General features: G+C 37.0%; 4 protein-coding genes and 1 pseudogene. 3 read left to right on the top strand and 2 right to left on the bottom strand.

The window, feature by feature from the left end; genetic code table 11:
- Both L634_RS0127865 and L634_RS0127860 read right to left on the bottom strand, forming a co-directional pair.
- Positions 1 to 476: GerAB/ArcD/ProY family transporter (locus L634_RS0127865; RefSeq protein WP_026585219.1), on the bottom strand; the 476-nt coding region annotated here is incomplete at its 3' end.
- Positions 477 to 1704: 1228 nt separating this feature from the next.
- The gene (locus tag L634_RS0127860) at positions 1705 to 2688 is read right to left on the bottom strand and encodes a LacI family DNA-binding transcriptional regulator (protein ID WP_026585218.1); all 984 of its coding nucleotides are present in this window, start codon (positions 2686 to 2688) and stop codon (positions 1705 to 1707) included.
- 82 nt (positions 2689 to 2770) lie between these two features.
- Between L634_RS0127860 and L634_RS0127855 the strand changes: the two genes are divergently transcribed.
- The 3 genes and pseudogenes from L634_RS0127855 to L634_RS0127840 form a co-directional block, all read left to right on the top strand.
- Positions 2771 to 3598, top strand: a complete 828-nt coding sequence (locus tag L634_RS0127855; RefSeq protein ID WP_026585217.1) for an HAD-IIB family hydrolase — start codon at positions 2771 to 2773, stop codon at positions 3596 to 3598.
- A 664-nt stretch (positions 3599 to 4262) separates the two neighbouring features.
- The gene (ltrA, locus tag L634_RS0127850; RefSeq protein WP_026585216.1) at positions 4263 to 5591 is read left to right on the top strand and encodes a group II intron reverse transcriptase/maturase; all 1329 of its coding nucleotides are present in this window, start codon (positions 4263 to 4265) and stop codon (positions 5589 to 5591) included.
- 776 nt (positions 5592 to 6367) lie between these two features.
- Positions 6368 to 6550, top strand: a pseudogene (locus L634_RS0127840) (DDE-type integrase/transposase/recombinase); the annotation flags it as partial.

Below are 6550 nucleotides of genomic sequence, written 5' to 3'. Positions count from 1 at the left end.
GAATGATCCCAGATAGGGAGCAGATTATAGAAATTGGAGAATTTAATGGCCCAGCCAAATGTCAGAAGCAGATATGCCGGCAATACAAGGCCGAAAAAGGCTGTACCGACTACNGTTCTGAANCCTCCAAAAATGATATAAGTACAAAGAATCATGAATCCAAAGGAGAACCAGAAAGTGCTAAGCTCCGGAAACATCCACACTTGAATGACCTCGATGAATGTTCGTGTTATAGCTAAGACATATAAAAAAAAGTACCCTATGAAAATGGAGCTGATTGTTTTGCCGATCAAATTGCCTGTAAGGTACTTATGGGCTGTCACAAAATCTCCATCAACCGTTTCGGCGATTTTATAAATCATCCAAATGATGACATGTATGCATCCCCCGGCAATCAGAATGGAAATCCAGGCATCATAGCCTGCATCCTTTGCGATGACCCTCTGATAGCCAAGAACCCCAATGCCAATTTGCATGGACATAATTAAATAAAACACTAGAAATGGGGATATCTTCAATCTGTCAGGTATTGGCTGCTCCTGCATCTGGTTCACCTCCGTTTTCATGATTGGTAGCTGGCTGCTGTAAAATTGCGTTATACATCAATCTCTCTTCTCTTGTACTTCTATCTTGTTAAAGCGGATAGGATTTTTTAGTTCGCAAAAAGAGCGGCCACTTAGATTGCATTTGAAGTGGAAGCCTTATAATCGCATCTTTCATATCTGAAACTCTTGGCGGATATAGATGCTTAATTTCTGTTTTAATCGTCAGAATGACGTAGCCATTTAAAATTTTTTGTTCGATTAATGAATGGCCATCTGCAACAGGTACAAGCTGTTTAATATTCTTTTCCTCGATTTCCCGGAATTCATCTTCCAGAAGATATGGGAGAATACCATCCGGATCACATTTCCATCAATTAAAGTGGCAATGAAAGTAAGCCCAAAGCGCACATTTTTTTGGTTTAGTTAAAAATTTACTTAAAGTCTTTTGATTTAATAAAGGAATTTTCCCATACCTAAATCCTCTTTAATCCGTTTTTTTCAATCCTTTTCTCATAAGTAAATCACCATTATTTTCTGCATATCGCTTATTTTTTACTAGTTTTTGAAAACTTATGAATAGAAAGCAAAAAATAGAAGGTGTGGCGGGTAAGGTAGTTGTATAGGGGAAATACAATTTGGGTAAATAAAAAAGGAACCTGGTATAAGTTTCCTTTCAGTCAATGCTGCAAATAGAAATGATGTTACTCCAGCATCAATAGCCTCAACTTCAATACCTTTCTCGGAATCGGCTCAGGTGGAAACCAGAGGTATTAGTGAAAAAAGTGATTGGAAGTATAAAGGTCATTATAGGATAGTTATATAGGTATATATTAATTAAAAATTCACAATAAAAGTGCCTATGTTGAGAAGGAGCTGCCAAATGGCGGATTTTTCTTATTCGACTAACGGGCAGGTTTATTGAAAAAGGATGATAAAATTAATAATGTAAAAAGAAACATTTTTAGGGGGATTTACTCTTGTACAGGACTCAAGTAATTGTTTACTTAGCTTTTATAGAGATGATCTTCCAATAGGAGACATAACGGATAAGCTTGAAATATCACTCACTGAATTTTAATAAAGGCGATTTAATCCTGAATACATAGATTGATGTTAAAAATAGTTAATATTCGGAAGAAAGGAATGTCCAATTCCTTTCTTAGGTCCCCCTAATCACCAGCTCCCCTTTATAGACTTTTCTTGCAGGGGGAAACTCTTTACCGCTAAGCCTGTCTAGTAAACAGGTGACCATATCGTTGACCATCAATTCAGTCTGATTTTGAATGCTGGAAAGTGCAGGGAAAGTTGTCAGGCAAATTGGGTGGTTATCAAAACCAATAATGGAACATTCTTTTGGAATAGAAACACCATGTTTTTTAGCAGACGAAAGTAAGCCTGCAGCTAAAAAGTCACTGCCTGCAAGAATTCCATCATGTTTGCAATGACCTGAAAAAATTTCATCACCCAGTAGTATACCTTCTTCAATCGTAGAGTACCCACTTATTTTTTGCTGAATAGTACATGCTTTATTTAAATCAAGATGAGCTTGTTTAAACCCTTCCCATCTTTGTCGCTGAAGTGGCGTTCTTTCTTCATCTGCACAAAATAATAGTTGGTTGCGTCCTTCTTTCAGTAGGCATTGGGTAGACGAATAAACTGCATCCTTTTCATCAAGTGAAAAGACATCTAAATGTCTTGTTTGAAGTGGTTCGTTGCAAATAAGCACTATCTTATCTCTAGCTTTCTGTTTAATCTCCTTCTCACCTAATAAAGTATGGGTGATAATGACCGCGTCCAGCTCATTTTCAGTTAACTTCTCATAAATCTCATATTCCTCATCAATAGAATAAAACGTTTGGAAAATCACTATCTTATATCCGGCTTTTCTTAATTTTTCTGCAATCATGCCAACAAGCGGGCTAAAATAAGGGTGATCAAGGACCGGGATAGTCACACCAATAGTTTTTGTTGATTGTGTTCTAAGGTGTACACCTCGTGCATTTCGAACAAAAGACAACTTTTCTATTGCTTCCATTACTCTTGTTCGGCTGTCTTCTGAAACATGAGGATGATTATTGAGAACGCGTGATACCGTGGACTTAGAAACGCCACTAAGTCGAGCTATATCCATAATAGTAGCCATTTATTTTACCTCTAAAAAGATTGACCTGGGAACGTTCCCTGCCTGTACCCTAAAAATAACATAGAACAGGGGGGCATTAAACGTGACATTTAAAGTGTACCATTCTAACGGAAATCCTGACTACTTAATGCTATTTGATTTTGATGAAACATACTATCCGCATGAGCGAAAAGGTTGGCAGTTAGATGATTTATATAAGCTTGAGGAGTATCTTGAAAGGATTCTTCATAAGAAGAATATCAGAATTGGTTGGGTAACAGGCAGTAGTTTGGCTGATATTCATAAAAAAATGAGAGCAGCTCGGATGAACTACCTTCCTCATTTTATTGCATCAAACCTAGGAACGGAGTTATGGGAGATCAATCCAAAAGGAGAATTTTATCAAAATCAAGAGTGGTGGAAAAGAATCAAAAAGTCAGGATTCAGCCATAGAGTGGTTGAAGATTTTATTAATGATTTAAGACTGATATATGGGATACAGTTACAAAAACAAACACAATTTGGTCAACAATCCTTTAAAATGAATTATTATTATTTCATAGAAGATAGTGCGAGGGTTAAGTACGACCTTGATACCATAAAACAATTAGCACGCAATAGTGGAATAAACTTCAATATTAACCGTTGTAACCCTCTAGCTGGAGATCCGGTAAATGCCTTTGACGTAGATTTTATTCCACAAAATACAGGTAAGCGGGCAATAGTTTATTTTTTAATGAAACAGTATAGGATCTCTGTTGAGAATACATTTGCCTTTGGAGATAGTGGGAATGATATAGAAATGCTTAAAGCGGTAAAGCATGGGTATTTATTGAAGAATGCTACAGAAGAAGCAAAACAACTGCATGACAAGATAACGGCAGATCCTTATGCCAAAGGTATCCAAAACGTTTGTAGGATTTACTTTTAATTTTAAATTTACTCAATTTCTACCACTATTTATTAGGGGATATAAATAACTTGATTTTATTAATGTACGGATATGATGCGTGACATCCAGCATTCAGGGAGATAGATTACAGAACCAGAAGGTATTTGTTCTTATACAACAATCGTGGCAGGTGTGCGGCCGAGCCTAGGTCGTATCATATAGCGGGTGGGATTCCCGCCGAGTAAGAACTAGCCATTCGCTCGTAGCGAGTCTTGAAGGACTAAAGGTAACTCTAGTCTTTAAGCGTAGACAGTTAGGTGGCGGGCCGAAAGCCATATGGTTGAAGGGATTGAGCTCCATAATCGTTAGTAAACCGAGAGGGCTGATGCCTTACCTGCGTGCAGAAAGCAACATTTTATCCTTCGTCAAAGGCAAGAAGAATAAAACCTCTCTGGAGTCAGAGACCTTGGCACGTCACACACTGATATGATACGGCAACTCGGGAGATCCTACCGGTCTTTTCTTTTTTTTTAGAAGAGTATGGTGTACAAGCGATAACAAGCAAGGAAACCAAATGCCGTGTAGGGAGTCGGATAGCAGCGTAGTACCAATGAAGTTGGGTAATGCTGATGGAGGGAAGGCTAGCTACCAGTTATCACCCTTACTAGGGACACATTAACTACACACAGAGGTAGGAATAATAATGGAAACAAAACTACTAAGGATAGCAGAATTAGCAAAGACTCAGCCTAAAATGAAATTTACATCACTTGCCCATTTATTAAATGAGCAATCACTAACACAGTGTCATCATGGACTGCCAAATAGAAAGGCAACGGGTGTTAACGGAACGACTAAAGAACAATACAGCGAAAACTTGGAAGAAAACATAACGGATTTGGTAAATAGGCTTAAAAGTAAAAGCTACCGCCCTGTTCCGGTAAGACGAATGTATATCCCAAAGCTCAACTCAGACAAGAAAAGACCGTTGGGAATACCAGAACACGAGGATAAAATTGTACAAAAAGGCATTACCAAAATACTAAATACCATCTATGAAAATGACTTCCTAGACTGTTCATTTGGATTTCGCCCTAATAGAAACTGTCATGATGCGCTGAAAATACTGAATCTGTATATTGAAAAGAGAGCAGTTAGTTATGTAGTAGATGTAGATATTAAAGGTTTCTTTGACAACGTTGATCATGGATGGATGATGGAGTTTCTAAAACTCCGAATCGCTGACCCTAACCTACTGAGAATAATCAGCAGGTTTCTTAAAGGTGGATACATGGAGGAAGGTAAGAAGTATAAGACAGACAATGGTACACCGCAAGGTGGAGTAATATCTCCGATATTAGCCAATGTATATCTCCATTACGTTCTCGACTTATGGTTTGAGAAAGTGGTTAGGAAACAATGTAAAGGGCAGGCATATATAGTAAGATACGCAGATGATTTTGTATGTTGTTTTCAACATAAGAGCGAAGCTCAGCAATTCTTTCATTCATTAAAGCTAAGATTGAAGAAGTTTAATTTGGAAATAGCCGAGGATAAAACGAAAATTATTTCCTTTGGGCGGTTTGCAGAACATAACGCCAAGCGAGATAGGAATAGCAAACCAGACACCTTTGATTTCCTAGGTTTTACCCATTATTGCGGGAAAAGCAAACAAGGGAAATTTCGTGTGAAACGGAAATCTAGTAGGAAGAAAGTGCAAGGCAAACTAAAAGAATGTAAAGAATGGTTGAAGAATAATAGAAATAAAGATATTCATGTGATTATGGATAGATTTAAACGCTCGCTCACTGGTTATTACAACTATTACTGCATGACAGATAACATCCAAACTGTTAACAATTTCAAAGAGAAACTTGAAAACTTACTATTTAAATGGCTAAACAGAAGAAGCCAAAGAAAGTCCTTTACATGGGAAAAATTTAATCTCTTCCTTAATAAATATCCACTTCCTTCACCAAGAATTAAGGTGAACATCTATGAACTTAGAGAAGAGATTAGCTATATTCTGTAAATGATAACTAGGAGGAGCCGTGTGCGTTAATAGCGCAAGCACGGTTCTGTGAGGGGGGAGAACACAATCTACCGCAAGGTAGAGAGGTTCTCTTCTACTCGACTTATGGAAGATGGGTTTTAACAACAAACTTGGGGTATGATTGACATTAAAGGCATTGATCCTGATAGTTACTATGTAAGAGTAATTTCAAGTAAACTTTTAAATTATTTATTCATATTAAATATAAAGGAGCTTGGATAATCTCCAAGCTCCTTACTAATTTAAATAATGTCAATTTTGAACAGGCGGAATAATTCCTGAAATGAGCATAATAAACAACACTAATCCAATGAAGAAAAAAATAATCGAAGATGTGAAGATAGGTCCTCTTCTAAACACGAACGTTTCTCTTTTTTGAATAAATCCTGTCTGTGCACTGGCTTGTGAAGAGCTATAATCTGAAACGATTCCCCCACTACTTGAAAAGTAAAAACTAACTGCACCAAAAGCTATGCCAGTAAAAAACATTACCTCAATAAACCTTACAGAGAATTTTGAGGCAACTAAAAACGTTATAGCAACCTCAGCTGCAAAAGTCACAAGAAAAATGATCAAATTTTTTGTACTAATGTTTTCCCCCCCTTTTTAATTATCGTATTGTCAAAACTTCTATAAGAAATAGGTTATAAAATATCTCCATAGAGGGCTTTATAGGCAAAAAAATTGCCACCCCCTAAATTCTTTGGATAATTGAGGTTACCACACACCCAACAACCAAGAATGGAAGTGACAATTTGTACCCTCAAATTATAACCTATTTATTAACTTTTATAAACTATCAAGAACAACTCATTCGAACATTGCTTACTTTATTGATTGGTAAAAGCATGTTCGTTAAACCTACTGAACAGCCCGTAAATAAACCTTATCGAAAACTTCAAGTGGATGACCTTCCGGTCATTGAAGTTCTAGAACAG

The sequence above is a fragment of the Bacillus sp. J33 genome (assembly GCF_000518885.1).
Classification (GTDB): domain Bacteria; phylum Bacillota; class Bacilli; order Bacillales; family Cytobacillaceae; genus Cytobacillus.
The sequence above is the reverse complement of the archived record's forward strand: the minus strand, read 5'-3'. Positions and strand labels throughout refer to the sequence as shown.